This window comes from Streptomyces sp. NPDC048416 (genome assembly GCF_043200435.1).
Lineage (GTDB): Bacteria > Actinomycetota > Actinomycetes > Streptomycetales > Streptomycetaceae > Streptomyces.
The window spans coordinates 1-24,863 of record NZ_JBICXU010000015.1; the positions used below are offsets into that span (position 1 = coordinate 1).

Below are 24,863 nucleotides of genomic sequence, written 5' to 3' on the forward strand. Positions count from 1 at the left end.
GATAGCGGAGCTATCGGGGCGTTTCGGCAACGCCGCGAGGTGCCGTGCCAGGCGCCGCACCCCCGGCCATGATCCACCAGACACCCCCTAGCCCGTCCGGCGTCGTCCACCTCCCTGTCGTGGTCGCGTCGGCGAGCGCTGGTCCCTTTTTCGGTGGGGGAGTGTGGGAGCGCGTTCCGGGGGTATGCGCGGGAGGTTGATGTGGCGCTTCGGCAGTGAGGCGGACCGGATGTTTCTGGCTGTGCGAAATGAGGACCAGCGGCCTCGTGTGGGCTGCGGGATGACGGCTTCGGCCGTGTTCGATGGGAGCGAGGACATTGCGTCCGCCCGGGCCATGGCCCGGGATTTCCTGGCATCGTTGCAGGCCGTGTACGGGGTGCCGGTGTGGGCGCGGGCGATGGGCGCGGTCCAGCTGGTGGTGAGCGAGCTGGTGACCAATGCCCGCAAGTACGCGCCGGGGCCCTGCTCGCTGACGCTGGCGGTCGATGACGGGGCGGTGGAGGTCACCGTGTGGGACAGCGGTACGACGCTGCCGCTGGTCCTGGCGCCCGACCCGGCGAGGATCGGCCGGCACGGCCTGGAGATCGTCATGGCGGTGTGCCGCAGCTTCGAGGTGCACCGCGAGCCGGTGGGCAAGCGCATCAAGGCGTCCATTGCCCTGGTGGACGACGAGGCCGGCGAGGCGACGGCCACCTGACGCGACGACGCGGCCGCGCGCCGGAGCCGCTGCCGTACGGATCGCGGCCGGCGCGGACGTTCCGTTGCCCGCCGGACAGGAGAGCGCCGTCTTGGTTCCGGGCATCCGGCTTGGTTCCGGGCATCCGTCGCTATACACCGCCTTACCCCGGGGTGGCCGCCGGGCACAGGGGAAGCGGCAGTGCTCACGAGGGGAATGAGAATTCCCGCATAAGTTTTTTGTAAACAGATGCATCGCGGGTGTGTGGGCCGGTCGGCACGGGGCATTCGATGGCTCGGAGGTTGATAACTATGGTTCCCCTGCTTCTCGTTCTTCTGCTGGCTCTGATCCTTTTCGGTGCGGGTTTCGCGCTGAAGGCACTGTGGTGGATCGCGGTGATCGTGCTGGTCGTATGGCTGGTCGGGTTCATCGCCCGTCCCAAGGGTGGAAGTGGCCGCTGGTATCGCTGGTAGCCACAGGCCGGCCGTCAGCGCCATTCGGCGTGTGGGCTCCATACCGTGAGAATCGGTATGGAGCCCACACGTATGCCGATGCGAAGAAAAGCCGAACTGATGCGGAAAGCCGCATGGCGGCCCGGAAAACGACTCCAACGGCATATTGGCCCGTGCGCGGAGTTCCAATGTCGGCACGAACCCGACCGGGCGGCGTGTGAGCCGCGCCGCGGGCTCGGGCGACGCCCCGGGGTGTAGCCGGGACGGGCGGGGCGCCCGACGCGGGGAACGCGGCCACCACGCTGCTACGGGCCCCGGCCTGGTAGCCCAGCAGCGTCGAGTACGGTCCGGCGGTCGCGCGTCGGCGCAGTCGCGGGACGTGCCGGCCGAGCCCACCGCTGCCCGCCGACGTCATCAGCAGATCCAAGGCGCGGCCCTGCGCGTCCGCCGTCCGCGGCGCGATGCCCGCACCGTCCGGCAACGCGTCCGGCAGCCCCAGGGCGCGTGTGACTCTCAGCGATAACTGTCACGGAGGGGGGAGTCTGACCTGGCATCCAGCGATAAGCGACAGCACGCGACCGCGAGTGGCGACCTTCACCAGTGGTTGGCGGAATACCGCGCTGGTTGGCAGCGCTGAGCTCGATCCAGCAAGCGGCCGGCTGAACGCGGCCACACCGCCGGAGGCCCCAACGCGTCTCTACGCAGATAGACCGGCGAGGAATTGGGAGATCAGGCCGTACACGATGTCGGGTTGCTCCAGGTGCAGGTCATGATGGGTCTCGCGAACGCTGACGGACATGGTCGGGACGCGGCGGCGCATCAGTTCATCGACCCGTGCAGGCGGGATGAAGCTCGACTGGGCCAGCATGAGCAGAGTGGGGCAGGTGACGCACTCCCACTCGTGCACAAAGGAGTGCTTGGCGGCGTCCTCCACGGACTGAACCATCACGTCCCGGTCGAAGCGGGGCCACCATTGCCCACCGCGTTCCTCCAGGCCGTCCGCCCAGCCCATGCCGACCGCTCCGCCGCCGAAAAACTGGACCGCAGCATCGCGCGAGGGGAAAGAAGCGGGCCACGAGTCGAACCACCGGCGGATGTGAGTCGGCCATTCGGGGTCGGGAGCGGCCACGTCGGCTTCGATGGCCACCAGCGCGCGGACCAACTCAGGATGCCTCGCGGCGGCCAGGATGGCCGCGTGTCCACCCATCGACTGTCCGACAAGGACAACGCGCTCCAGGCCCAGCTGGTCTGCCACGGCGACGACGTCATGGACGAAGGCCGCCCTGGTGACGTCAGGAGGGAAGCGGTCGCTGGCGCCTTGACCGCGTTGGTCGACTGCGACCACCCGATACGCAGAGCTCAGGCGGCCTGCCAGTACATCCCACTCACCCGCATGGCCGGCCAGCCCGTGCAACAGCACCAGCCCTGGCCCGTCCCCGCCCCAGTCCCGGCATACAAGCCGCACGCCCTCCCGCTCAACCACACGCTCGGTCCACGTCACCGCGGCACCCTAGCGCGCGGAGATCTCCCCGCGAAACCTTCAACAAGGCGGCCGCCTCCAGGACCGGGAAGCCGCCGAGGTCTCAGACCGGGCACACCATGCCCGTCCGGTCCGACCTCCACGTCGCCATCCACCGACGTGTCGAATCCGTCCCGCAGGCCAGCTGTCCCGTCGCGTTGAGTCTGTCCGTGGATCTTGTGGTGGGCCGCGGGGTTGCCAGGTGGAGTGAGAGGGCTTGACGCGGGATTCTCAGTGCGCATGGTTTCCGCGGAATCCGGGGCGGTCGGCTCGTCGCTGTCTGGGCAGTCGGGCGCCGGGGGGTCGTGGCGCCGGGAGGTCAGGTGCGGAGCAGGTCGGTCGAGACCGCCCACAGGCGCTCGGCGGCAGCGGGATCGAGCGCCCATTCCTTGACGCCGTGCGGGTGTTGCGCGAGGTCGGCGTCGTTCGGCACGGTGTAGGCCTCCTGCGAGTCGTCGAGGTAGTGGCCTCCGAAGTGGGCGAACTGCGGGGCGACGGCCGCGACCATGGTGGTGGCGGCTCCCTGCTGGACCGTTTTGTACCTGAAGACTCCGGCGGCCTCGGCTGCGTCGAGTGACTGTTTCTGCTGCGCGGTGAAGTTCCGTTGCAGACCCGTCGCGACGCCGCCGGGGTTCACCGCGTTGGCGACGATGCCGTCGGACGCCCACAGGCGGGTCGCTTCGACGGCGAACAGGGAGTTCGCCGTCTTCGACTGGGCGTAGGCGATCTGCGGGTCATAGCTGCGCCGCTCGAAGTGGAGGTCGTCGAAGTCGATGCCGGAACGCATGTGCGCCGTCGAACTGACCGAGACGATCCGTGCCCCGTCGCGCTCGGACGCTCCGAGGGCCAGGGCGCGGTGCAGCCCGATGGCGAGTGCGAGGTGACCCAGATGGTTCGTCGCGAACTGCAACTCCCAGCCCTCACAGGTCCGTTCGAGGCCACCGGTGACCACGCCCGCGTTGTTGACCAGCAGGTGAAGCGGGCCGCTCCATGCGTCGACGAACGACGTGACGGTGGCCCTGTCGGCGAGGTCCAGACGGACGACGCGGGGGCGGATCCCTCCGGTCGAGCTCTCGATCGTTCCGGCGACGGCAACGCCCCCAGCCGTGTTCCGCACGGCGAGCGTCACTTGTGCCCCAGCTGCGGTCAACGCGCGCGCCGTCTCGATTCCGATCCCGGAGGAAGCTCCCGTCACGATTGCGCGGATGCCGGTGAGGTCGACGCTGCGCACCACCTCGTCCGCCGTGCTGGAGGCAGTGAAGGTCGTGGAGAGAGGTTCGCGAACCGTCATACAGCCAGGCTATACACACTAGACTGAACTTGTATAGCTAGGTTCCCGCTCCTATGCTCGCCCCATGAGCAGCCCCGCGGCCGGCCCCCTGTCGTCGCCAACCACCGATACCGACCGTCGGACCACGGTCCTGGACTCCGCTCTCGCGACGTTCGCTCGATTCGGCTACCGGAAGACCTCGATGGAGGAAGTGGCGCGGGCTGCGCACATCTCCCGCCCCGGGCTCTACTTCCTCTTCTCCTCGAAAGAGGCACTGTTCCGTGCCGCCGCGACCCAGGCCCTGGAACGCGACATCGCCGTGGTCGAAGACGTCCTGGCCGATGCCGACCGCCCTCTTGCGGAACGCCTCGTCGAAGCCTTCGACCAATGGGCGGGCCGCTACGTCGGGCCGCCGGCACGCGATATCGCCCTGGTCGTGGCGGACAACCCCGACCTCCTCGGAGAGATCGCACAGACCGCTCCACGACGTTTCGAGGAATTGATCACCGATGCGATCGCCGCCGAGTCAGGACAAGAGACGGCCGCCCCCGTCGCACAGACGATGATCAGCGCATCGATCGGCCTCAAGCACCAGGCCGCAACGCGGGAGTCCTACCTTGAGCGCCTGAAGGTAGCCATCGAGCTCCTGGTGCACTGAAGACATGCGGCGTACCGCTTGTGCCCAGAGCCGGTACCTCCGGCCCTCGCGCACAGCCGCAAGCGGCCGCGGCAGGAACGATGAGAACGCGGCCTACGGAGTGAGATCAAACCACCTGAGCGAGACACGACGCCCCGCCCGGCACGCGAAACGGTGAGCATCCGACAGCGCGGATGACGCGGAGTGACAATCCGCCATCAGCCATGCGACAGGACATTAGCCGCTCCTCATCAGTTGGCGACTACCGACGGTCAGTGACAAATACCGCTGCGAAGTGACAGATATCGCTGCGAGTCACAGGCGCGTGACCAGCGGCCCGTCACCGGATGGCTTCCGGGTGTGGCGAGCCAGTCGACACCCCACGCCGCGTCTCCCCGCACGGCGAGATCTCCGTCAAAGAAGACCCCGCGCGTATGCAGGGCCGGCCCCTGGCGCACCATCGCGGCCACTTGGGACACCGCACCGTACACATCGCGTGATCGGCCCTTCGCCTCACCCGTGGACCCTCGCATGTGTTCTGCTGCCTGGTGGATACCTCGCCGATCCATGCCTCCCCGGGACGTCGCGTGGCGGGCCCGGGCGGCCCGGCGCGCCCCGCACCGGTACCCCGCTCGGTCCATGGGCGGCCGCGGTGACCTCGCAGGGACGGCTCGCGGCCGTCCGAACGGACGAAGAAGACACTTCAGCGGACGAAAAAGACGCTTCAACGGCCGAGGCTCACCTATGTGGCCCCCCACCACGCGCGCCCGGTTTTCACTGGTTTGTCGCAGGGCAGTCCGACAGCATGGACCAGGAGGCCACGAGCCGGGCCGCTGTTCCCGACCCGTTCGCGTGCGGACGAGAAGGGATCCACACACGCCGGGCAGCAAGGCAGCGCCATCTCTGGAAGTGGACGCAGGACGGATACACATGGCCATGGGACTGAACGAGGCGATCAGCCTCGGCGTCGAGGAGGAGTACCTGTTGCTCCATCCCGTCACCGGCACGCCCGTGCCCCTGTCGGAGGAGGTCCGCCAGGAGGTGGGCCTGAAGGCGATCACGGACGAAGGGGAGGTGCAGCCCGAACTCCTCCAGGCGCAGGTCGAGGCGGCGACGCCGGTGTGCACCGACCTGACCCAACTGGGCGGCCACCTCCTGCGGTTGAGGCACGCCCTGGGCGAGGCGGCCGGCCGGCACGGGTGCCGACTGGCCACGGTGGCGGCGGCGCCGTTGGACAGCCCGGGTCCCGACGTGCCGGTCACCGCCGATCCGCGTTACCGGGAATTGCACCGACGGGCCGGGCTGCTGGTGGACGAGCAACTGATCAACGGAATGCACGTCCATGTGGGGGTGCCGGACCGCGACACCGCCGTCGCCGTGCTCAACAGGATGCGGGCCTGGCTTCCCACCCTGACGGCCATGTCCGTGAACTCGCCTCTGTGGCACGGCAACGACACCGGATTCGCCAGCTGGCGCACCATGGTGTTCAACCGCTGGCCCGTGGGCGGGCCCCCACCGCACTTCACCGACCTCGGTGACTACGAGCGACGCATCGCCGCTCTCATCGCCAGCGGGGTGATCATGGACACGGGCCAGCTGTACTGGGGAGCACGGCCGTCCGAGCGGTATCCGACCGTCGAAGTGCGCTGTCTGGACGTTCAGCTCGGTGTGGACGAAGCCGTCATGTTCGCCGGCATCGTACGGGCCCTCGCCGCCACCGCCATCGACGCGTACCGGGCGAAGGAGGCGGAGCAGGTGGCCCCGCCCGAGCAACTGCGAGCGGCCACGTGGCAGGCGGCCCGCCACGGCCTGACCGGTACGCTCCTGGGCCCCCGGGGCAACGCGCTGCCCGCAGCGGAAGCCGTGTCGATGCTCCTGCACCACATCGCCCCGTCCCTGGCGGCCCGCGGCGACGACCAGTACGTACTTCCCCAGGTCCAGCGTCTGCTGCGAGACGGCACCGGGGCCGAACGTCAACGACAGGCCGTGGCCTGCGACGGAACGGCCGGCCTGATCGCCCTCATCACCGAAAGCACATCCGACTGACCCGCGCCCCTCCGGCTTGCGTTCCCGGGCAGTTGACCACGCCGCTGGTGGATGGCGGCTCTTCGTCCAGGAGGCGGGGCGGCGCAACCGGCGTGAGGCGGGGGCGGCGCAATCGGCGGACGGCCGTCCCGCACGAGCCGAGCCCGGCCTGTTCCGAACGAGAGGCCCTGGCCGCCCGGCCCCGCTCGTCGTCCGAAGCCGACTGAAGCCGGTTGGAGCCAACTGAAACCGACTGAAGCCGACTGAAGCCGGTTGAAACCGAGGTGATGCCCCGCTGAAACCCGCCCCGCGCACTCTCATCACCACAACGCGGCGAACAGAGCCGCAGAAGACAACGAGTCGCGGGAGCACACCATGCAGAAGTTCGACATCACCACCCCGGTCACCGCCTTCCTCGCCATCCCGGCCGGCCGTGTCCGGATCGTCGCGGCCGACCAGGCCCCCGTCGCCGTCGAGGTGAAGGCCGCCGACGCCGCCAAGAGCCGCGACGTGAAGGCCGCCGAACAGACCACGGTCGTCCACTCCGACGGAGTGCTGCGGATCGAGACCCCGGTGAAAAACCAGTACTTCGGCGCCACGGGCTCCCTCGACGTGACCCTTCACCTGCCCGCGGGCTCCCGCGTCGAGGCCACGGCGGGCAGCGCCGAGTTCCGCACCGTCGGCCGGCTCGGCGACGTGACCTTCGACGGCGCCCACGGCACCGCTCAGATCGACGAGGCCGCGAGCCTGCGCCTCACCGTCCACGCCGGAGACGTCTCGGTCGGCCGACTGGCCGGGGACAGCGAGATCAGGGTGGCAGCGGGAGACATCCACATCGCCGAGGCCCTGCACGGCACCCTCACCCTGCGCACCGAATCCGGCAAGATCTCGGTCGGCGCCGCCCACGGCGCCTCCGCCACCCTGGACGCGGGCACGTCCCACGGCCGCATCCACAACGCCCTGAACAACACCGAGGGCGCGGCCGCGGAGCTGAACATCAACGCCACCACCGCGTACGGCGACATCACCGCCCGCAGCCTCTGAATGGCAGGCACACCACATGCGCCGTCGCCGCGCCCGCGGACAGCCCGGTGCCGCGCGGGACAAGCGACTCGGGCGTGGAGGCAGTACGGCGAGGCCCCACATGGGGCGCCGGACCTAGGGGGTGTCTGGTGGATCATGGCCGGGGGTGCGGCGCCTGGCACGGCACCTCGCGGCGTTGCCGAAACGCCCCGATAGCTCCGCTATCACGACGTTCCGGCGCCTTGCGATGCACCGCACCAGGCGCCGCACCCTGACCGACCCTGATCCACCAGACACCCCCTAGCCGTACGCTCCCGGGCCCCGTACCCGATGAGCCGCCGTACGCTACGACACCGCGGCTCACTTCTCTGCTCGGGTGTCCACCGGCGCTCCCGCCGCACGGCTGCGCAGGTCCGCCGTGCAGGCGCCCACCACGGCGACGGCGGCGAGGCACAGCAGACCGCCACTGACGAGGGCCGCCGTCCCCGAGGTGGCGTCCGCGACGAGGCCGCCGCGCATGTTGCCGACATCGGGGCCCGCTTGGCCGACCATCTGTTCCACGGCGCCCGTGCGGCCCAGCAGTTGGTGCGGCGTGTGCTTCTGGATCACGGTGCTCCGGGACACGACGGAGACGGTGTCGGCGGCCCCGGCCACGACGAGGAAGGCCAACCCGGCCCATGGCTCGGATGACAGCCCGAACAGGGTCAACGCCACGCCCCACGTGGCGGACCCGGCCAGCATGACCAGGCCGGGGCGGGGAAGCCGGGTGAAGGTTCCGGAGAAGACGGACGCGGCGACGCCGCCGACGGCCAGGGCTGTGAGGAACAGCCCCAGCGTGCGCGGGTCACCACCAAATCGTTCGGCGTTGACCAGGGGGAACAGGCTGATGGGCATCGAAAGGACGGTGGCGGCCAGGTCCGTCAGCAGGGCCCCGCGAATGACGGGAGTGCGGCCCAAGAAGGCGAGACCGTCCACCACTCCGCGCAGGCCGGGCCGCGCGGGTTCGGCGCCGGGCTTCATCCGCGGCAGGCCGAGCGCACCGTACAGCGCGGCGACGAACGTCAGGGCGTCCAGCAGGTAGCAGCCGCCAACTCCCAGCATTCCCACGGTCATTCCGCCCAGCGCGGGACCGATCAGCATGGCGCCCTGGAAGGAGACGCGTCCCAGCGCGAGGCCCGCGGCGAGTTGATTCTCGGGCAGAAGGCGAGGAAGGAAAGTCCGCGAGGCAGGACCGCTGCCCGCGACGAAGCAGGACTGGAGCGCGAGCAGTCCCAGCACCCCGGCGCCGGGAAACCGTCCGAGGACGGCCTGAAGCGCGAGAAGAAGCGAACACACGGCTTGGCCGCTGGTCGTGAGCAGATAGAACGCCCGGCGGTCCACCCGGTCGACGAGTGCTCCGGCGAAGAGTCCGAGGACGACGAGCGGTATCGCCTGTGCCAGTCCGACGGCGCCGGTCCAGGCGGTGCTCTTTGTCGTCTGCCAGATCTGGAACATCACGGCGACGAGTGTCATCTGACTGCCGAAGCCGGACAGCGTCTGGCCCGTCCACAGCCGCCGGAACGCTGGGGACGAGCGTAACGGGGCCACATCGATCAAGGCGTGTTTGAGCCCCCCGCGGGGCTTTGGGCCAGGTTTTCGACGACCCACTGGTCGACCTCCAGGATGAACTTGAGGGATGGATGCCCCGGCGGGACCCGTCACGGGAAGGCGTACGGGCGGGAGCCCCGGCGGCCCGCCCCGGGGCGAGGGCCGGCCCCCGCGGGGTGCGGGCGGGGGCCGGCCGGCAGGGCTCAGCCTTCCTGCCGTCTCTCGAAGTCGCGGCGCAGGGCATCGAGGCTCTGGGCGGCCTCGGTGAGGTCCGCCTTGCGCGCACGTGTCGCCGCCGTGTACAGGCGGCCGATGGCTTCCTTGCGGCGGCCGAGGCCCTTGCCCTCGATCAGCGCGGCGACGCGTTCGGCTTCCGCGCGCGGCACTTCACCGTGCTCGCCGCCCTGTTCGTAACGGGCGATGGCGGCCTCCGCCTCGGCCAGCGCCTTCGGGAACTGTTCCGCGTCGGCGAGCACCCGGGCACGGCGGTAGTGTACGGCGCCGGATTGTGCCCACGGCTCGAAGTCCGGTTCGTCATCCGGCACTTGAGTCACCATCGCCTCGGCCCGGGACAGGTGGTCCAGGGCCGTGTCCAGCGCGTCGGCTCCGTGGAACAGCATGCCGAGCCGCGCGAACTCGCACATCATGTGCGCGATCACGGACGGGTTCGGCGCCTCGGCGTGCGCGGCGAGGGCGCGCTCGTACACCGTGCCCGCCGCGTCCCAGCGGTCGGCCATCGCGAGCGCGGTGGCGGTCTCCGCCACCACCATGGTGTAGAGCGCGCTTTCGTCCTCCCACCCGGCGACGGTGTCCGCGAGCCGTAGGAACTCCTCGGCCGAGGGAAGGAATTCCTCCAGCTCGCGCAACCCGCGCGCCAGCAGCAACCGGGTCTGGGCGAGCAGCCGTTCGTCGACGCAGGAGGCCGCTTCGTCGCCGAGGACGGATTCGAGTACGGCGACGGCATCGGCCTGCCGGCCGCCGCGGGCCAGGACATCGGCGAGCTGGAGCCGCGCATCGGCGGCCTCGCCGTGCTGGGCGTCCTGGTCGAACCGGGCGGCCGCCTCCGAGAAGTGGCGTACGGCTCCGGCGAAGTCCCCGAGGTGCGATGCGGCACGGCCGAGCAGCGCGTGCGCGGGACCCAGCGCGAAAGGCGTGTCGTCGTAACGGACCGCGCCCGCCATCGCCTGGTGCATCAGCTCCTTGGCCTCGGCCGGTTCGTCCAAGGAGACGAGGAACTGGGCGAGCAGGGCGCGCGGGCGTATCGCGCGCCAGGGCTGGGCGGAGGCCTCCACGTCCTTCAGTGAGGCGCGCAGTTCCGCAACGGCGCGCTCGGTGTCGCCCCTGCGGCCGGCCAGGTCCGCGACGAACTGCCGTGCGCCGGCGACCTGATGAGGGACGGACAGGCGTTCCGCCTCGGTGTGCAGAATCCGCGCGATGGCCTCGAACCGTTCCACGGCGGAGCCGGCAGGATCGGGCAGCTGCCTGCGCAGGTCCTGGTACGCGGCGAAGGTGCAGGAGTACAGCACCGAGAGGTACGCACGGACGCGTTCCGCGTCACCGTGGGCCGCGGGCGCGACGTCCCCTTCTCCTCCTTCTCGCCCTTCTCCGCGGCTGCCGTCCGTGAACGGGTCCTCGTTCCTGAGGCGTTCCGCAGCGCGCAGGGCTTCGTCGACACCGGCCCGGATCGTCTCCTCGGCCAACCGCTCGGCGCCGTGGCCCGTGCCGTCGCCGTGCTGCGGAGCCCCGCCGTCAGGGACGTCGTCAAGGGCAGTGGACCAGGCGAGCACCCGAGTGCGAGCGGAGAGCGCGTGCCAGTCCATCCCCAGCTGCTCGAACAGCGTGGCCGCCCGCTCCAGTTCACTGATGCTTTCGGCGACGCGGTCCTCCCGCGAGAGCGCGTACGCCCGATGTTCCGCGAGCTCGGCCCGCAGCAGGTCCGCCGGGCCGAGCCGGTCGTCGTGCGCGGCGGAGCCGTCGGTGAGCCGTTGGTCGACGCGCAGCCACAGCCGAGCGGCGCCAGGATGGCCCACGCTCACCAGACGCCGTGCCTCACGAACCAGAGCCGTGAACTCCTCGGGAACCTCAAGCCCGGCGGCGGGCTCCTGGACGGCTGCCGCGTTGGCCGGCGCCGCGGAGCGCGGCAGGAAGGCACGCAGCCCGAGCGGCAGCGGTGCGTCGAGCAGCGGGCGCTGCGCGAGGCGCAGCCTGCGGTGCTCTCCCACCGTCGTGGTGCCGTTGCGCGCGTCGAACGCCTCGGCGAGGCGGTCCGCCTCGGTGCGCACCCGGGTGAGGAGTTCGCCCATGGTCCAGTTCCGGCCGGGCGGTCCTGCCACGGCGGTGCCGGCGTGACCGTCCGCCACGAGACGCGCGAGCAGTACCTGTGTGCCGGTGAGGAAATTGAGGTGGGCCAGCGGGGCGCCGGCCGCCTCGAACAGTGACCGGTTCTCCGCGAGGATTTCCAGGCCCCGGCCCTCATTGCGGGACAGCGCGCAGAACTCCAGGTGCAGGCCGACCTCGTCCTGCATGCCGGGATTGCCGCGGACCCGCCGGTAACCGGTGAGGTGATGGGAGCGGGCCTCGTCGACACGCCCGGTACGCAGCAGCGGGAGCAGGGCGCGTGCCTGGCTCATCTGCGGTTCCTCGGTGCAGTGCATGCCCTCGTCGAAAACCGGACGCCAGGTCTCAAGGGCTCCGCCGTCATCGCCCGCCAGTACCTGGTGCACGGCGAAGTGCCGGGTCTCGCAGGCCTCGCAGTCGCTCAGCTCGGTGCGCGGGCGGGTGGCCCACAGCTCGTAGGCTTCCGGCACGCCGACGCCCGTGTGCGTCGCCACGTGGTAGCGCATGGCCGCCACCGGCTGCATGCCGTGATCGGCCGCCGCATAGCGCGTGCGCATCTGGTCGATCCAGCCGTTGACCGCGGCCAGCGGCACCTCCGGCACCTGCAACAGGGAGGTGGTCACCCACTTGAAGCGCCAGAAGATCTGGTGGGTCTCCCACGGGCTGAAGGCCTCGGGAGCGGTGTCCCAGAGCTTGAGCAGCCGAGCGAAGACGACGGGCGACTTACGGTGTTCCCCGGTGAACTCGTACGCCGCCATCAGCTCAAGGAGAGCCGTGACGAGGACGCCGGGTTCCTCGAACGGCTCGGCCACCTCGACAAGTTCCTCGGCGGTGATGGTGCGTTGCCCGCCGTGCGGGCGGTCGTTGTTCTCGCGCAGGGCCTCGACCACGGCCTCGGGGGTGTCCAGCATCTACAGTTCCTTCCGAGGCTCGGAGCCGGGGGCCGCCGTGCCGGGATGGTGCATGGCGTGGGTGAGCAGGCCCATGAAGGCCCGGTTGAGCAGGGCGCTCTCGCTCGCCCGCAGCGGGCGGCGGCTGAGCAGCAGGGCCTGGCCGTACAGAGCCTCCGCCGTCGTGACCGCGAGGCCCCGTTCGGTGATCGTGACGGCCTGGCGGACCAGCGGGTTGAGGTGGTTCAGGACCAGCTGGGCGCGTGGGGACTCCTGGCGCAGCGAGCCCAGGATGTCGGCCCACAGGCCGTCGCTTTCGGCGGCGAGACTCGACCGGGTCCGCTCGTGGCGCGCCTCCCGGTTGTCCAGGAGCAGCGCGGGCGCGGTGACGGGCTGGAAGTCGCGCAGCACGACATCGCAGTCGTGGGCGGCGATGGTGTCACGGGCCACGACGAGGAACGCCGCGGCGCGGAGTTCGGCGGACGGGTCCACGGCGTCGAGGTGGGCCGTGACGGTGGCCGGGTCGAGATCGGTGACGACCGTGCCCGGACGGACCTCCGGCAACCGGTGGACGAGGTCGCGGTCGTAGGTGTAACCGCCGTTGACGACGCCGAGACCGGCGGCCGCCGCGATGGGGGCGACCTGGCGGAACTCCTCGACGCTGCGGGTCACCAGCAGGGCCGGATGAGTCCGCGCGAACTCCTCCAGCGTGACATTGCCGTCGGTGGTCTCGAACGGCAGCCACGGCAGCACGATGTGCAGCAGTTCGTCGTCGTAGCGTGCCAGCGCCTTGACAGCCAGGTGGTGTGTGTCGATGAAGCGGTGCAGCAGGGACGGGTCGCTGGCGGCGAGCCCGGTGAGCCAGTCGCGGATCCGCTCGCCCAGGGCGTCCCGCACCGCGGACAGTGTGCCGTCCTCGTACAGCGCCTCCCTGGACGCGGTCGGCCGCAGACTGGTGGTGTCGACCACGCACCGTACGAAGAACGCCCATTCCGGGAGGAGTTCGGGTGCCTGGTCGGTGAGCAGCATGCCTTTGAGATGTACCCGGTGGCCCGCTCGCTGCGCCGGGCTCACCGGTGTCGGCAGCACATATGCGACGCCTCGCAGGCCGGCCGCGGGGAGGTCGAGCTCGATGGTGTCGAGCGGCGTGAAGTCGAACAGGGCGCGACCGTACGCGGTGAATGCCTCGCGCCGGGCCAGCGGGGAGCGGTGGCTCTGCACCCAGGGCGGTGTCTCGTTTACCTTGTGGGTCTCACCCCGCGGTCCGACGACGGTGACCTCGTGCCGCAGCAGACCTCCGTAGTGCCGGGCCAGGGAGACGACCTGCGCCGGACTCGTCCACTCCGCGGTGTCCGCGCGCGGCACGAGCCGCACCGTGGTGCCCGGCTCCGGCACGGCGGAGGCGGGCAGAGTCCGGATGGTGTAGCGGCCGTCGGAGTGGCCGCGCCATTCGACGGCGGGCGCCGAAGGGTCGGCAGCGGTGCGGCTGAGCACCGTGATCTCGTCCGCCACGACGAAGCACGCGAGCAGTCCGATGCCGAACTGGCCGATGAACTCCCCACGCGCGGAGTCGAGTCCGGCGCCGTCAAGGCCGCCTTCGGAGGTGCGTTTGGAGCTGCGGCCGATGGTGGCGAGGAAACGGTGGACGTCGGCCTCAGTCAGTCCGATGCCGGTGTCCGTGATGGTGAGGGTGTCGCCGGTACGTACCGTGATGCTGCCGGCCGAACCGGGTTCGAGCAGCTGCCGGGCGGTGATGGCGTCCACCGCGTTCTGCAGCAGTTCGCGCAGGTAGACGCGCGGGCTTGAGTAGAGGTGGTGGGAGAGCAGGTCGACAAGGCCGCGCAGATCGACCTGGAAGGTGTGGGCTGTCTCGGAGTTGGGCACCTGGTGAAGTCCTTCGTCGGGGGCGCCCCGGGCGGCGAGAACACCGGCGGGGGTACGGTCGCGGGGGCGGGGAGGCTGCTGGATGCGTGGAACGCGTCCGGCGGGAGACCGACGGTCCGACGGCCGGGACGTCGGGTGGGCCCGTCGTCCCGAACGCGTCCCGCCGGGGAGCCGACTGGCCGGAAGGTCGGCTGATGGGCAACTGGCGTTCTGGGCACGGCCGTTGAGGCCCGTGCACTGCGGCACCGGCACCTGGCGTGCGGGGCGCGGCGCGAGGCTCGCGGAGCGGGACGTACCCAGGATCGCGTCGTATGGGTATGAGTGGGCGTCCCGGTTCAGCCGGGGTCCTGGCCCGCCGGCGTGCCGGTGCGCCGCCGGCCCGGGTCAGCGCCGTGCCGACCTGCGCTGCTCCCGGTAGGCCGCCGCGGGGTCGTCGTCGAGGTAGTGCCAGGGCGATGCGGTGACCCGGCCCTCGCTGGCCTCGAAGCACTCACGTGCGCCGACGTGATCACTGGCCAGCGAAAAGGCCATGGCGAAGGTGTTGACGACCTCAAGCCACCCTCCCGAACGGACGAAGTCCGGGTGACGGTAGGAGTGATCGGCGGCTTCCCGCAGCGAGGCGGTCGTCGCGGCGCTGCGCATGTACGCACCGCGCGAGCCCGGATCGTGGTCGATCCAGTGCTCGATGTGCGCCGTGGCGACGAGTTGGCCGAGCAGTGTTCCGCCGGGAGCTCGCAGCGCGGACTCGCGGGCGAAGGCGTGCATCTCCTCGTGCGATCCGCCCCACTTGTCGCAGACCTGCTGCACATGCTGCTGATGCGCGCCCAGATGGTACGGATCACGCCGCACGGCCGCCTCGAACCTGCGCCGTGCGACGGCCGGGCCGACCTGGAGGCCACGGCCGGTCATCTGAAGGCCGAGCCAGGGCGAGGTCCACAGCGGCTCGCGCTCCGCCGACTCGTACAGCCACTGCTCGGCAGTGCGCAGCCGGGAGTGGAACAGTTCGAACTGGGCGCGGGAGACCTGGGAGGCCATGGCGCGGGTGCGCGCCTCCCACCCCCAGCTGATGTAGCGGAATCCCCCTACGAGCCGGGGGAGTGGCGCATCAGGTTCCGCTTCGATGATCCCGGAGATCCAGCGCTCGACTCCGGCCGTGTCGCCGACCGCCCGCACCAGCTCCGTACGGTCCTCGCTCTCGGGCCGCGCTTCGAGTACGTCCCGGACCGTCGGCCAGTCCGCCGCCGCGGCCGCCTTCCGCACCCGCTCCACATCGGGATCGCCGGAGTCCCGCTGTACGCGTGCGATGGGCCGTCCGGCCCACTTCCCCAGCGTGAGCCCCCAGTCACGGAGCACCGCCATGTCCCCACCCCTTGTTGTGTGCGAACGGGGAGTTCGGACCCCCCAGGTCACTCCCTCGTGTCGTAGTGAATATCACGCACCACCGACAATCGCACGTTTGTTTCCCGCGTCGCGGAGGGTGACGCCACCGGGGGCGACGACCAGGATCCGGCCCGCACGGGGGCGGACGGACAGGGGCGGACGGACGGGAGGGACGCGGAGTGGCTGCGCCGGGTCGTGGCGGGTGTGGAGGTCGTCGGGTGGTTCGAGGACGGGGCCGGCCACTGACGGCGGTGCGGACAGGGAACGTCAGAGCGGTCCCGGGTGCTTTTCGGGGGCGCCGTCGAGGGGCGCGGTGATGGCCAGGAGGGCGGTGTCGTCGTCGACACCGGTGCCGAGGCTGTCGAGCAGGTCGCTGAGGGCCGCGATGAGGGTGGTGGCGGTCGTGGGGGCCAGGGATTGCGCGAGGTCGAGGAGCGCTTCGTCGCCGTAGCGGGCGCCGGACGGGGCCGCGTGGGCTTCGGTGAGCCCATCGGTGTAGAGCAACAGGGTCTCTCCGGGGCGCAGGCGGACCGTGGTGGTGGCGATGTCGGCGTCGGGCAGGACGCCGATGAGCTGGCCGCCGGGTGTGGGCAGGTAGTCGGCGGTGCCGTCGCAGCGCAGCAGAACCGCGGGCGGGTGACCGCCGCTCGCCAGAGTGATGTGGAAACCGTCGTGTCCGTCGGGGGTGAGCAGACCGAAGATCACGGTGCAGAACCGAGGGTCGATGCCGTTGTACTCGTGGTTGAGAACGGTGTTGAGGTTGCCGAGCACGGCCGCCGGATCAGGGTCGTAGACGGCCGCGGCGCGCAGCGTGTATCGAGCGAGCGATGTGACGGCTGCCGCGGCCGCGCCCTTGCCGCACACGTCACCCAGGAACATGCCCCATGTGCCGGAGCTGAGGGGAAACAAGTCGTAGAAGTCGCCTCCCACCCGGTCGGGAGAGGCGATGTGGTAGTACGCGGCGATGTCCAGGCCCGGCACGTCCACCAGGGCGGGCGGCAGCAGGGTCCGTTGCAGCGTCGTGGCCAGGCGCTGCAGACTTGCGCGTTCATGTTCTGCTTCCTGACGGGCCCGCAACAGCTCGGCCTCGTAGGCGCGACGCTCGGCCGCGTCGAACACGGTCGTGCGGATCAGCAGGGGTTGCCCGTCGCTTCCCGTCCTGACGATGGAGGTCACCAGGACCGGCAGACGTGTGCCGTCGGCGGCCCGCAGCTCCAGGGCGATGCCCCGGACCTCGCCCTGCATCTGGAGCAGAGGGGCGAAGTGGGTCTCGTGGTAGAGCCTGCCGCCGACGGTGAGCAGGTCGGTGAAACGCTTGCGGCCGACGAGATCCTCGCGCCGGTGGCCCAGCCAGTCGAGCAGCGTGCGATTGATCTTGGCGATCCGGCCGTCCATCAGGGTGGACACGTAGCCGCAGGGGGCGTTCTCGTACAGGTCCTCGACACTGTCTTCGAGCAATGCCGAGAACGAGCCCCGGTCGTCCCACAGCTCCTCGCCGGGGCCGTGCTCCCCTTCGCCACCATGCGCTCCGTCGGCCCCGTGGTCGCCGCCATCGGGGTCCGCGCCGACGCCGTGCTCTCCGCCGATGCCGACGCCGTACTCTCCGCCGATTCCGTGTTCCCCACCATCGGGGTCTGCGCCTGCCCCGGGGTCTGCGTCGACCTGGTGCTCCCGGCCATCGTGGTCGGCGCCGACCCCGTGGTTCTCGCCGCTTTCCTCGGGGCGCCCGGTGCCGTCGTCGGGTTCGCACATCACAGCCCGGCACCTCCCGAGGCGCACCCCGCACGGGCTTCCGCCGCAGGTGCGGTCGCCGTCGGCAGAGGGCAGCACCCGGCGGCGTCCGGGCTCGCGAACGAACCGCCCGCGGTCTCGCCGAGGGCGCGCGCAACCGGTCGGAGCACCGGTCGGAGCACCGGTCGGCCCGGTCGGCCCGACATCCCTTGGCGGTTCCCGCAGCTCACCTCCATGTCGGCCATTTTCCCTCCAGGTCGCGAACACGTGCACGTTCTCGGGCATGCGGAGGACTGAGCCGACCGCCTTCCGCGCCCCCCGGCGGCCCTTGCCGAGGGCGGCCGTTCAGCCGGTTCCCGCTCGGCCCGCTCGGGAAACAACCGGGACGGCGCGAGGGGACATGGGGCTCGGCCTGCGGGTTGCCCCGTGGACATACCGCCAGCTGGGGCATCGGCTCGGCGGTACGGTCGGCCGACGGAACCCCCAGGTCCGGAACGGCTGGGAGCCCGGGGGCGCGGGACTTTCCGCGGCGGACGAAAGCTGGCCGGGACGTGCCCGGGATATGGAGGTGCGCGGTTCCCTGCGCCCACAGGCACGAACCCGACCAGCACGTGCCGCCTACCCGGGATGCGGGCATTCATGGCATATCCGTGGAACAGAGCGCCACAATTGAGCCAGTTGTTGCGGCCGTTGACGCCGGGCTCATCGGGATGGGCGCCCCGGCATCGTGCGGCCGCAGGGCCGGGTCAGACCTCGTACGGGGCAGACCTCGTACGGGGCAGACCTCGTACGGATCAGACCTCGTACGGGGCCGGAGAGCGACGGCGTCCCGCAGGCCCGCCCTGTCATCGCACCGTACCTTCAGCACCCCGACCCGCAGGTACGCGAGGAAGCCCACCTGGCGACAGCCGACATCACCGCATCCGAGCCGGAGGACCCCGCCCTGGATCCCAGGCACCGGGCCGGTCATCCTCGCCGGCCACCACTCCTGACCACGACTACCACGATTACCGGATGCCCGAGCCACCACAGCCCTCGGCAGTCGCGCGCGTAAGCGCATGCCTCGTTCAGCTCCTCCGGGCCCGACAGGACGCGGCGAGCAACCGATCCGGTAGCGCCCGGCAGCCATCCGGTAGCGGCCCGGCACGACGCCGCGAGCAACCTACCCGGTGGCGCCCGGCAGCCAGCCGGTAGCGGCCACCACCTCACGCGCTATGTCGACCACGGCACGCCCGTCCGTCACCACTCGCATCGTGTCCGCAGGCATCTGCTCATCCAGAATCCGCGCCTTGCGCGCGCTGCCCTCCACCTCGTGCTCCAGCTCCGAGCCTCGTTCCCGACCGGTCAGCCGCTCGCGGGCCGTGGCATCGGACGCGGTGAGCACCACGCGCACGATCCTGATGTCCGCACCCATGGCGCGCCGGAACATGCCCTCGTTCTCGGCCAGAACGCTCACCGTGTGCGTGTAGACGAGCCGGCGGTACCCGAGTTCGGCGTAATTCGTCCAGAGCGCCGTCAGATTGCGCTCGGCGATCCTGCGGCGAGGGTCCCCCTCCGGAGCGGGATGGACCTGGCCCATCATGTCTCCCTCGATCACGCAGTGAGCAACCCTCGCGGCACGCAGACGCGTTGAGACCTCCCACCCCACCGTCGTCTTGCCGACGCCGGCGCGCCCACCGATGAGCAGTACCTCTGCTTGATCCATGACCGCACCTTGCCACCGAGCAGTCGAAGCACGCGAACCGATGCTGCGTGGTTGGGGGAGGCGGGGCCGGCCCTGTGGCAGTTCGGGGGTGTCGGGCGACGCGGGCTGGTCTGCCTGCGTCAACGCCCCCACAGGTACGGCGACGTCGGCGCGAGACAGCGAGCGATCGAGCCAAGTGGCCGGATGGAGCGCGCTGTTCGGGCCTGGTTGTCCGCGGACTCCCACGAAATTGTCCGCGATTGGTAACGGAGGCATCCCCCAGCCCGGGTGACTCGTCCTGCGGGGTGGTCGGACGGCGACCGGGTTCGGTGCGGGACAGTGTGAAAGAGGCGGACATGGCGCGGCACGGCGGTGGGCGGGGCTGGTACGGCAAGGTGACCGGGGCGGCGGTCGGGGTGACACTGCTCGCCACGGGCGCTTCGGTGTGGACGGCGCAGGCCGGCACCGCGGACACCCCCTCGCCCAAGGCTTCGGCCTCCGTGGCCAGTGACAGCAAGCCCGTCGAGGAGACCATCGCCCACTCCTCGGATGCGGGGCCCCACGGCATCAACATCACCATCGACGACGGTCCCGACCCGGTGTGGACTCCTCAAGTACTCGACGTGCTGCGGGAGTACGGCGTGAAGGCCACGTTCTGCATGGTGGGGACGCAGGCGCAGGCCCATCCCGACCTCGTGAAGAAGGTGGTCGCCGCCGGCCACCGGCTGTGTGACCACTCCGTCTCGCACAACACCACCATGGACAAGGCGCCCGAGTCCTACCAGTCGCAGCAGATACTCGACGCGGAGAGCATGATCACCAAGGCGTCCGGCGGCGTACAGCCGATGTACTACCGGGCGCCCGGCGGGGCCTTCACGCCCTACAGCCGCCACCTCGCCGCCTCCCGGGGCATGCGCCCGCTCGGCTGGAACGTGGACAGCAAGGACTTCGAGCGACCGGGCACGGACGCCATCGTGGCCACCGTGGAGCGGGAACTGCCCGGCGGTCCCACCGTCCTCTTCCACGACGCGGGCGGCGACCGCGGTCAGACCGTGGCGGCGCTGCGCCGCCTGCTTCCCCGGCTCAAGGCGGAAGGGCACTCCTTCGGCTTCCCGGTGCACTGACCCGGGCCCATTCCACCCCGGCCGGGGGCGGCACGGCGGTGAGCCGGACGCGGTTGCGGACGCCGGCTTTCCCGTCACGCGCTCCGACGGACCGACGATCGACGCCGCCTCCGGCGTCATAGCGGGGCCCCACGGCCTGGCGCTCGCGCACTGCGACCGTGAAGGTCACCGACGCGGCAGCGAAGAAAGCCTCCGTCAGGGTCTCCTCCATCGTGTGGTTCTGAGCGTCTTTGCCGCGGCCTCGGGCAGCTGAAGTAGGCCTAGGGGGTGTCTGGTGGATCATGGCCGGGGGTGCGGCGCCTGGCACGGCACCTCGCGGCGTTGCCGAAACGCCCCGATAGCTCCGCTATCACGACGTTCCGGCGCCTTGCGATGCACCGCACCAGGCGTCGCACCCTGACCGACCCTGATCCACCAGACACCCCCTAGGGGTCCCCGAGTTGGGCCCCCCTACGCCTCCCGCTGCCGCGGTCCCGTATCTGCACGGGCTTGCCCGGCGGGAAACCGGCACCTCCCGACAGGCACACGTGCGATCGCGCCCTCAAGGCGTGACGGGCCCCAGTCGCAGTCGGCGAACCGGCCACGGAGGTGACTGGGACGCGCCGAACCAGACCCGGACGTCCTGACCGGTACGGACGGGCAGCGCGGGATAGTCGTTCTCGGCGTGCTCGGTGCGGTGCAGCGCGTGCCCCGGACCGAGATGCCGGGCGGCATACGCGGCGAAGGACGCGGCGTCGGACGGCTGGCAGACGGTGGCCCGCACCTCGCGGGCACCCGGCGCCGCGTCGAAGCCCGGCCCGCGCAGCAGCAGGACGTCATCGCTGTCGACCATGGTGGCGTTGGCGGCGTCACGGTGCTCACGCCAGAGCGGACCGGTGTAGAACGCCTCCAGAGCACGGCGGCGCCGCGTCATGTCGGGGAACGAACGGATCCAGACGAACCGGTCGGGGTCGTCGAGATCACGAAAACGCCCTCCCACCCGGATCCCGACCGCCTCCTGGCCCGCCACGAACTCGCGCTCGAACAGGTCGATCAGGGTCTCCCGGGCGCCGGGGCGCAGAGTGTACTGCCGCAGTTCGACGATGCTCATGTCGACGACGCTCATGCGCAGGGACCACCGGTGCGGGTCAAGTCCATCGTCCAGTTGAGCTCCCAGGTGAGGCCTTCGTCGGCGGAGAACTCCTGCTCCCAGCGGGCCGCGTCCGGCCCGATGCGATACCAGGTGAAGTGCACCCGGACCGGGCGGCCGTCATAGGTGTCCTCGCCGTAGAAGTCGCCCCGGTCGCCCGTGAAACCGCCTACGACCGGCGGGTCGAGGCGACCGGTGCGGCTGTCCGACCAGTGGATCGACCACTGCTCGGTGTCGCGGTCGAACAGCCGCAGGGTCACGCCCTGGCGCCCCAGGGTGGGGAAGGTGATCTCGTCAATGTTTCCGGCGCCCCCGAACAGCGACCGGATCACCGAATGCCCGGGGAACTCCACCCACGTCTCGGGCCCCGGGCCCAGTGGTGTGGTCAGGCGGCGGTTGGTCACGTCCCAGGAACCGTGCAGGAAGTCGAAGTCGTTCATGCGCCGCAGGTTAGGAGCCCTTCACTGACACCTCATGTCAGTGAATACTCCTCGGCATGCGCGCGAGCCGACTGGTCACCCTGCTCCTGCTGCTCCAGAACCGCGGTCGTATGACGGCCCAGCAGCTGGCCACGGAACTGGAGGTGTCCGTCCGTACGGTCTACCGGGACGTCGAGGCGCTGAGCACCGCCGGTATCCCGCTGTACGGCGACGCCGGGCACGCGGGCGGCTACCGGCTGGTCGACGGGTACCGGACCCGCTTGACGGGCCTCACCGCCCAGGAGGCGCAGGCCGCCTTCCTGGCGGCGCTGCCCTCCACCGCCGCCGAACTGGGCCTCGGGGAGGCGCTGGCGACCGCCCAGTTGAAGCTGCGGGCCGCGCTTCCGGCCGAACTGCGCGAGCACGCCGGGCTGATCCAGCGACGCTTCCTGCTCGACGCCCCGGGCTGGTACGGCGATGGCGACGACACGCCGCATCTGTCCGGGGTCGCCGCCGCCGTGTGGGCACGGCACGCGGTGGTCCTGCGCTATCGGCGCTGGCGGGCGCCGGAGGAGATCGAGCGGCGGGTGGAGCCCTACGGACTCGTACTCAAGGCCGGGCGCTGGTACCTGGTCGCGGCGGGCCCCTCGGGCATCCGCACCTACCGGGTCGACCAGATCGATGAACTCCGGCCCCTGGACGAGGAGTTCGCCATTCCGGACGCATTCGATCTGGCCCGCCACTGGGACGCGTCCGTGGCGGACTTCCGGGCCGGGCTCCACACCGGCGAGGCCCTGGTGCGGGTGACTGCCGAAGGGGCCCGTCGACTGGGTGTGACCCCCGCGGATGACGGCGGATGGACGCGGGCGCGGGTGCCCATCGAATCGGTCACCCACGCCCACCAGGAGTTTCTGCGGCTGGGCACCGACATCGAGGTCCTGGAGCCGGCCGAACTCCGCGACCGCATCGCGCGGACGGTACGGACCCTGGCGGCGCGCTACGAGGAACCGCCCCCGCAGGCCGCCGCCCCGCGGGCCACCGCCTCAACGACCGCCGCCCCGCAGGCCGCCGCACCTCCGGCCGCCGCCTCGACGACCGGGGCCCGTGTCGTGCCGCCGTCTGCACAGGCCCCGCAAGCCGTGGCCCGCCCGTTGTCCGAACGGCCGGGGTGACAGCGGTGCATGCCGTGCCCGTCTCGTGCCGGGGCGCGGATCACCCGCCGGGCGGCCCCGACCCTGGCCGTCGAAGCCATGCCGCAGGAAGGCCGCCGGGCTTCGACCACCGGGCCGGAGGGAGACCGCCGGGCTTCGGCCACCGGGCTCGCCGCACTGAAGAGTGTCATCGCCGCCCCCGGTAGGGTGGAGGCGTGACGTGGCCCGGCCCCGCCCCACGTGGCCAATCCCTAGGTGCAGAGGTGTGACCAGCGCATGAAGCGACGTGGACGGCTGCGGAGCACGCTCGGACCGCAGGGTGCAGCAGGACTTGCCCACCGTGCGGCCGACGCCCTCGGCGCGACAAGTCCCGGACGGAAAGGCACCGTTGCCCGCCTGATGCGCGTGGCCGCCGAGCACGACGCCGTGTGGCTGGGTGCCGCCGCCGTACTGGGAGCGTCGGGCGGCCGCAGCGCACGCCGGGCCGCGCTGCGCGGCATCGGCTCCGTGGCAATCGTCGCGGCGATCAACCACGCCTTGGCGAAACCGGCGGCCCGCAGTTCCCGGCCCGTCCTGGACGCGCTCCCCCAACTCTTCCCCCGCCCGAGCACCGCTTCCCTGCCCTCCAGCACGATGGCGTCGGCCGCCGCCTTCGCGTCGGGCGTCGTCCTGGAGTCCCCGCGTTACGGCCTGGCCGCGCTGCCGTTCGCCACAGGTCTCGCCTACGTCCGCGCGCGGGGCGGCCTCGACCACCGGCGCCGTGCGGCCGCCGGAGCGCTCGTCGGAGTGGGAGCCGCCCTCCTCACGTGCCGGTGGTGGCCGGTGAAGCCGGAGGCTGCGGCCGCCGCCGCACCTCCGCGCCGGCCGGCCCCCGCGCTCAAGGAGGGCAAGGGCCTGCAACTGGTGGTCAACCCGTCCTCGGGGATCGCCTGGTCCAAGGACACCGTCGAGACCCTGCGCGCACTGCTTCCCGAAGCCGTGATCACGGTCTTCGAACCGGGTGACGACCTGCTGGCCCTGCTCGACCAGGCAGCCGTGCGAGCCGTCGCGGAAGGCGGCGCGCTCGGCGTGTACGGCGGCGACGGCACCGTCAACGCGGGCAGCGCGACGGCCGCCCGCCATCACGTGCCCCTCGCCGTCTTCCCCGGTGGCACCTTCAACCACTTCGCCGCCGACCTCGGAAACCAGACCATGGACGATGTCGCCCGTGCGATCCGGGCAGGCGACGCGGTCACCGCCGACGTGGGCCGCGCATCGTCCCCGGCGCGCCCCGGCATGCCCCCCGAGGCGGGCACGCAGACGGCTGCGCAGACGGATGCGCAGGACCATGCCACCGACACGTTCCCGAGCGGTGACGAACAACAGCTCTTCCTCAACACGTTCAGCATCGGCGTGTACTCGGAGCTCGTCCACGCCAGGGAGCGCCTGGAGAAGCGCATCGGGAAGTGGCCCGCGCTGCTCGTGGGCCTGGCCAAGGTCCTCGCCACCGGCAGCCCGCTCTCGGTCGTCATCAACGGCCGGCACCGTCGCATCTGGCTGCTCTTCGCGGGCAACGGGATCTACCACCCCGCCGGCTTCGCGCCCACGTACCGCACCCAGCTCGACGACGGACTGCTCGACGTGCGCGCCGTGGAAGCCGGCACCCCGCTGGCCCGCACCCGGCTGCTGCTCGCGGTCCTGACCGGCACCCTGCACAGTTCCCGGGTGCTCACGACCGCCCAGGTGCGCCGGCTGGAACTCGAAGTCCTGGAAGGCGAACCGCACTTCGCCTACGACGGCGAAGTCACCGACGCCACATACCGGCACCTGGTGCTCGACAAGCTGCCCCAGGCGGTCACGCTGTACCGCCCCGCCGACCAGGACCAGTGGCTGCGCTGAGACCCGCGGAAGGCCTCAGCGTGTCGGCGCCGACGGTCGTGCGCGGTGTTGCGCAGCTCACACGCAT

At 71.0% G+C, this 24,863-nt stretch carries 18 protein-coding genes; 8 read left to right on the forward strand and 10 right to left on the reverse strand.

The features are described 5' to 3' along the window. Positions 1-280: 280 nt before the first annotated feature. Together ACGFW5_RS19960 and ACGFW5_RS19965 are read left to right on the forward strand one after the other, a co-directional pair. Positions 281-697 (forward strand): ATP-binding protein, encoded by a 417-nt coding sequence (locus ACGFW5_RS19960; protein ID WP_393835583.1) that lies wholly within the window; start codon positions 281-283, stop codon positions 695-697. Positions 698-987: 290 nt separating this feature from the next. Then, positions 988-1,149, forward strand: coding sequence for a hydrophobic protein (locus tag ACGFW5_RS19965; protein ID WP_161252934.1), 162 nt, complete (start codon positions 988-990; stop codon positions 1,147-1,149). Between the two features lie 676 nt (positions 1,150-1,825). On the opposite strand, the gene ACGFW5_RS19970 is transcribed toward ACGFW5_RS19965, so the two are convergent. Next, the gene (locus tag ACGFW5_RS19970) at positions 1,826-2,629 is read right to left on the reverse strand and encodes an alpha/beta fold hydrolase (RefSeq protein ID WP_393835584.1); all 804 of its coding nucleotides are present in this window, start codon (positions 2,627-2,629) and stop codon (positions 1,826-1,828) included. A gap of 337 nt (positions 2,630-2,966) precedes the next feature. Next, entirely contained in the window at positions 2,967-3,938 is a 972-nt protein-coding gene (locus ACGFW5_RS19975) for an SDR family NAD(P)-dependent oxidoreductase (protein ID WP_393835585.1), read from the reverse strand. A gap of 64 nt (positions 3,939-4,002) precedes the next feature. On the opposite strand from ACGFW5_RS19975, the gene ACGFW5_RS19980 reads away from it, so the two are divergent. The 3 genes from ACGFW5_RS19980 (at position 4,003) to ACGFW5_RS19990 (ending at position 7,623) form a co-directional block, all read left to right on the forward strand. Then, entirely contained in the window at positions 4,003-4,575 is a 573-nt protein-coding gene (locus tag ACGFW5_RS19980; protein WP_393835586.1) for a TetR/AcrR family transcriptional regulator, read from the forward strand. 909 nt (positions 4,576-5,484) lie between these two features. Further along, positions 5,485-6,600: a glutamate--cysteine ligase gene (locus ACGFW5_RS19985; protein ID WP_393835587.1), complete on the forward strand. Its 1,116-nt coding sequence runs from the start codon at positions 5,485-5,487 to the stop codon at positions 6,598-6,600. Between the two features lie 354 nt (positions 6,601-6,954). After that, the gene (locus ACGFW5_RS19990; protein WP_393835588.1) at positions 6,955-7,623 is read left to right on the forward strand and encodes a DUF4097 family beta strand repeat-containing protein; all 669 of its coding nucleotides are present in this window, start codon (positions 6,955-6,957) and stop codon (positions 7,621-7,623) included. A gap of 339 nt (positions 7,624-7,962) precedes the next feature. Here ACGFW5_RS19990 and ACGFW5_RS19995 read toward each other — a convergent pair whose 3' ends face one another. The 6 genes from ACGFW5_RS19995 to ACGFW5_RS20020 all read right to left on the reverse strand — a co-directional run bounded on the left by ACGFW5_RS19995 (position 7,963) and on the right by ACGFW5_RS20020 (position 19,116). Next, positions 7,963-9,249, reverse strand: coding sequence for an MFS transporter (locus ACGFW5_RS19995; protein WP_393835589.1), 1,287 nt, complete (start codon positions 9,247-9,249; stop codon positions 7,963-7,965). Between the two features lie 143 nt (positions 9,250-9,392). Continuing rightward, entirely contained in the window at positions 9,393-12,437 is a 3,045-nt protein-coding gene (locus ACGFW5_RS20000; protein WP_393835590.1) for a hypothetical protein, read from the reverse strand. After that, the gene (locus tag ACGFW5_RS20005) at positions 12,438-14,300 is read right to left on the reverse strand and encodes an HSP90 family protein (RefSeq protein ID WP_393835591.1); all 1,863 of its coding nucleotides are present in this window, start codon (positions 14,298-14,300) and stop codon (positions 12,438-12,440) included. A gap of 384 nt (positions 14,301-14,684) precedes the next feature. Continuing rightward, positions 14,685-15,659 carry a hypothetical protein gene (locus ACGFW5_RS20010; RefSeq protein ID WP_393835592.1) on the reverse strand — a complete coding sequence of 325 codons (975 nt, stop codon included), beginning with the start codon at positions 15,657-15,659 and terminating at the stop codon, positions 14,685-14,687. A 288-nt stretch (positions 15,660-15,947) separates the two neighbouring features. Continuing rightward, positions 15,948-17,432, reverse strand: coding sequence for a PP2C family protein-serine/threonine phosphatase (locus tag ACGFW5_RS20015; protein WP_393835593.1), 1,485 nt, complete (start codon positions 17,430-17,432; stop codon positions 15,948-15,950). Between the two features lie 1,141 nt (positions 17,433-18,573). Next, positions 18,574-19,116 (reverse strand): AAA family ATPase, encoded by a 543-nt coding sequence (locus tag ACGFW5_RS20020; RefSeq protein ID WP_393835594.1) that lies wholly within the window; start codon positions 19,114-19,116, stop codon positions 18,574-18,576. A gap of 335 nt (positions 19,117-19,451) precedes the next feature. Between ACGFW5_RS20020 and ACGFW5_RS20025 the strand changes: the two genes are divergently transcribed. Then, positions 19,452-20,219, forward strand: coding sequence for a polysaccharide deacetylase family protein (locus ACGFW5_RS20025; RefSeq protein ID WP_393835595.1), 768 nt, complete (start codon positions 19,452-19,454; stop codon positions 20,217-20,219). 541 nt (positions 20,220-20,760) lie between these two features. Here ACGFW5_RS20025 and ACGFW5_RS20030 read toward each other — a convergent pair. Further along, positions 20,761-21,324, reverse strand: a complete 564-nt coding sequence (locus ACGFW5_RS20030; protein ID WP_393835596.1) for an NIPSNAP family protein — start codon at positions 21,322-21,324, stop codon at positions 20,761-20,763. Next, the gene (locus ACGFW5_RS20035) at positions 21,321-21,788 is read right to left on the reverse strand and encodes a hypothetical protein (protein WP_393835597.1); all 468 of its coding nucleotides are present in this window, start codon (positions 21,786-21,788) and stop codon (positions 21,321-21,323) included. Before ACGFW5_RS20035 ends, ACGFW5_RS20030 begins: the two co-directional genes overlap by 4 nt. Before the next feature lie 56 nt (positions 21,789-21,844). Here ACGFW5_RS20035 and ACGFW5_RS20040 point away from each other — a divergent pair, with 56 nt between their 5' ends. Together ACGFW5_RS20040 and ACGFW5_RS20045 are read left to right on the forward strand one after the other, a co-directional pair. Further along, the gene (locus tag ACGFW5_RS20040; protein ID WP_393835598.1) at positions 21,845-22,939 is read left to right on the forward strand and encodes a helix-turn-helix transcriptional regulator; all 1,095 of its coding nucleotides are present in this window, start codon (positions 21,845-21,847) and stop codon (positions 22,937-22,939) included. 255 nt (positions 22,940-23,194) lie between these two features. Further along, positions 23,195-24,796 carry a diacylglycerol/lipid kinase family protein gene (locus tag ACGFW5_RS20045; RefSeq protein WP_393835599.1) on the forward strand — a complete coding sequence of 534 codons (1,602 nt, stop codon included), beginning with the start codon at positions 23,195-23,197 and terminating at the stop codon, positions 24,794-24,796. The last annotated feature ends 67 nt before the right edge of the window (positions 24,797-24,863 follow it).

Excerpts from the sequence above, each read along its gene's own strand:
- ACGFW5_RS19960 (WP_393835583.1), top strand. The coding sequence starts at position 281 with ATGACGGCTTCGGCCGTGTTCGATGGGAGCGAGGACATTGCGTCCGCC.
- ACGFW5_RS19965 (WP_161252934.1), top strand. The coding sequence starts at position 988 with ATGGTTCCCCTGCTTCTCGTTCTTCTGCTGGCTCTGATCCTTTTCGGT.
- ACGFW5_RS19975 (WP_393835585.1), bottom strand. The coding sequence starts at position 3,938 with ATGACGGTTCGCGAACCTCTCTCCACGACCTTCACTGCCTCCAGCACG.
- ACGFW5_RS19980 (WP_393835586.1), top strand. The coding sequence starts at position 4,003 with ATGAGCAGCCCCGCGGCCGGCCCCCTGTCGTCGCCAACCACCGATACC.
- ACGFW5_RS19985 (WP_393835587.1), top strand. The coding sequence starts at position 5,485 with ATGGCCATGGGACTGAACGAGGCGATCAGCCTCGGCGTCGAGGAGGAG.
- ACGFW5_RS19990 (WP_393835588.1), top strand. The coding sequence starts at position 6,955 with ATGCAGAAGTTCGACATCACCACCCCGGTCACCGCCTTCCTCGCCATC.
- ACGFW5_RS20000 (WP_393835590.1), bottom strand. The coding sequence starts at position 12,437 with ATGCTGGACACCCCCGAGGCCGTGGTCGAGGCCCTGCGCGAGAACAAC.
- ACGFW5_RS20010 (WP_393835592.1), bottom strand. The coding sequence starts at position 15,659 with ATGGCGGTGCTCCGTGACTGGGGGCTCACGCTGGGGAAGTGGGCCGGA.
- ACGFW5_RS20015 (WP_393835593.1), bottom strand. The coding sequence starts at position 17,432 with ATGTGCGAACCCGACGACGGCACCGGGCGCCCCGAGGAAAGCGGCGAG.
- ACGFW5_RS20020 (WP_393835594.1), bottom strand. The coding sequence starts at position 19,116 with ATGGATCAAGCAGAGGTACTGCTCATCGGTGGGCGCGCCGGCGTCGGC.
- ACGFW5_RS20025 (WP_393835595.1), top strand. The coding sequence starts at position 19,452 with ATGGCGCGGCACGGCGGTGGGCGGGGCTGGTACGGCAAGGTGACCGGG.
- ACGFW5_RS20030 (WP_393835596.1), bottom strand. The coding sequence starts at position 21,324 with ATGAGCGTCGTCGACATGAGCATCGTCGAACTGCGGCAGTACACTCTG.
- ACGFW5_RS20035 (WP_393835597.1), bottom strand. The coding sequence starts at position 21,788 with ATGAACGACTTCGACTTCCTGCACGGTTCCTGGGACGTGACCAACCGC.
- ACGFW5_RS20040 (WP_393835598.1), top strand. The coding sequence starts at position 21,845 with ATGCGCGCGAGCCGACTGGTCACCCTGCTCCTGCTGCTCCAGAACCGC.
- ACGFW5_RS20045 (WP_393835599.1), top strand. The coding sequence starts at position 23,195 with ATGAAGCGACGTGGACGGCTGCGGAGCACGCTCGGACCGCAGGGTGCA.